The organism is Micromonospora sp. NPDC005298 (assembly GCF_040607375.1).
Lineage (GTDB): Bacteria > Actinomycetota > Actinomycetes > Mycobacteriales > Micromonosporaceae > Micromonospora.
Genome location: NZ_JBEXGP010000051.1, coordinates 1 through 1,632, shown reverse-complemented (window position 1 = coordinate 1,632; position 1,632 = coordinate 1). Strand labels below are relative to the sequence as shown.

Annotated in this window: 1 protein-coding gene and 1 pseudogene; both read right to left on the bottom strand. The window is 68.2% G+C overall.

Features of this window, described 5'->3' with window-relative positions; all coding sequences use genetic code 11:
* Positions 1–131: 131 nt before the first annotated feature.
* On the bottom strand, positions 132–1,088 hold the full coding sequence (locus tag ABZS77_RS30015) for an IS30 family transposase (protein ID WP_354829692.1): 957 nt from the start codon (positions 1,086–1,088) through the stop codon (positions 132–134).
* A gap of 239 nt (positions 1,089–1,327) precedes the next feature.
* Positions 1,328–1,519: pseudogene (locus ABZS77_RS30010) on the bottom strand (heme-binding beta-barrel domain-containing protein); the annotation flags it as partial.
* Positions 1,520–1,632 lie beyond the last annotated feature (113 nt).

Here is a 1,632-nt window from a genome sequence, read left to right as displayed (position 1 = left end):
GCATCCGCCGCCTCCCCCACCTGACCGCCTGACCCCGCACTCGTCACCGCCCGCCGACCACCGCCCGACCCGGTCGATCATGAAGTTGTCGCCCCGGCACCCGGGGTGGGGTCAAGGGGTGAGTGCAATCGTTAGGGCGTGATGAGTTCGGCGAGGCGTTGGGCTGGGGTTTTCCAGCCCAACGTTTCGCGGGGGCGGGTGTTGAGTTCGTGGGCGGTCTCGTCGAGGCCGGTCTGGTCGATGGTGCGGAAGTCGTAGCTGCTTTTGGGGAAGTACTGGCGTAGGAGTCCGTTGGTGTTCTCGTTGGTGCCGCGTTGCCAGGGGCTGTGGGGGTCGCAGAAGTAGACCGGGCAGCCGGTGGCGATGGTGAACTGCGGGTGGGTGGCCATTTCCACGCCCTGGTCCCAGGTCAGTGAGCGGCGCAGGTGTGCCGGCATTCTCGTGGCCAGGTCGGTCAGGACGCCGATGACGGCGTGGCTGTCTCGGCCGTGGGGTAGGGCGCCGAGCATCACATACCGGGTGCTGCGTTCGACCAGGGTCACGATCGCTGAGGCGCCGGCCTTGCCGATGACCAGGTCACCTTCCCAGTGCCCGGGCACCGCCCGGGCGGTGGCCTCGGCCGGCCGGGCGCTGATGTGCAGATCCCCGATCCAGGGCCGGCGGCTGCGGAGAGCACCCGCGGCACGCGACTGCGGGCGCCGCTGGGTACGCCCCGACCGCAACGCCACCTGCCGGGTCAACTCGGCCCGAAGGTTCCCCCGTGACTGCACGTAGATCGCCTGGTAGATCGTCTCGTGGGACACCTGCAACTCCGGCCGGTCGGCGAACGTGGCCCGCAACCACGCGGCGATCTGCTTCGGAGACCACCTACGAGCCAGTTTCCCCGCCACCACCTGCCGCAGCCGCGTACCCACCGCCAGCTTCGACCTCACCACCCGACGTCGCGCCGCATCCGCGCGCCGCTGCGCCCACTGCGCCTGATACCCCCACCGATACGGCCGACGAGCCCGCCCAGCCGCCAACAACCGCCCCAGCGGGTTCTTCGTCCCGTGCCGCGCACTGTTGTTCCGCGCCACCTCCCGCGACACCGTGCACACCGGCACCCCGAGAAGCCCCGCGATCTGCGTGATCGTCTTACCCGACCCCCACAAATGCTCCAACACCTGCCGATGCCCGAACGTCAACACACCCGGCCTCGCCACCAACACCTCCAGCACAACCAAGATCAGTTGCACTGAAGCCTAGAAACCGCCCCCGATTTGTCGCCGCTAACTTCATGATCACCGGGGCTAGGGGCGGGGTGGGGGCGGGGGGCAGGCGGAGGGGGTTAGCCGGCTACTCGGGTCAGGCGGGCTGACAGGGGGGGGCTCAACGGGTGGCCCACGGCCGCCATTTCCTGGGCGTACAGGAGGGCGCCCTCGACGATGCCGAAGAGGCGGGCACCGGCGGTGACCTCCTTGGCGGTGGCCGTGCGGACGACCGCGTCGGTGGCGAACTCGATCTGGGTGCCCTTGCGCTTGTTGATTTCAATATACTTCACACGTGTGGGCTTTTTTTTTTTCGGTTGGTGATAGGTGGGGTCTTGGTATCTGTCGATTCGGGGTGTGCTCCTGGGGTCGTCTCGGATGGGGC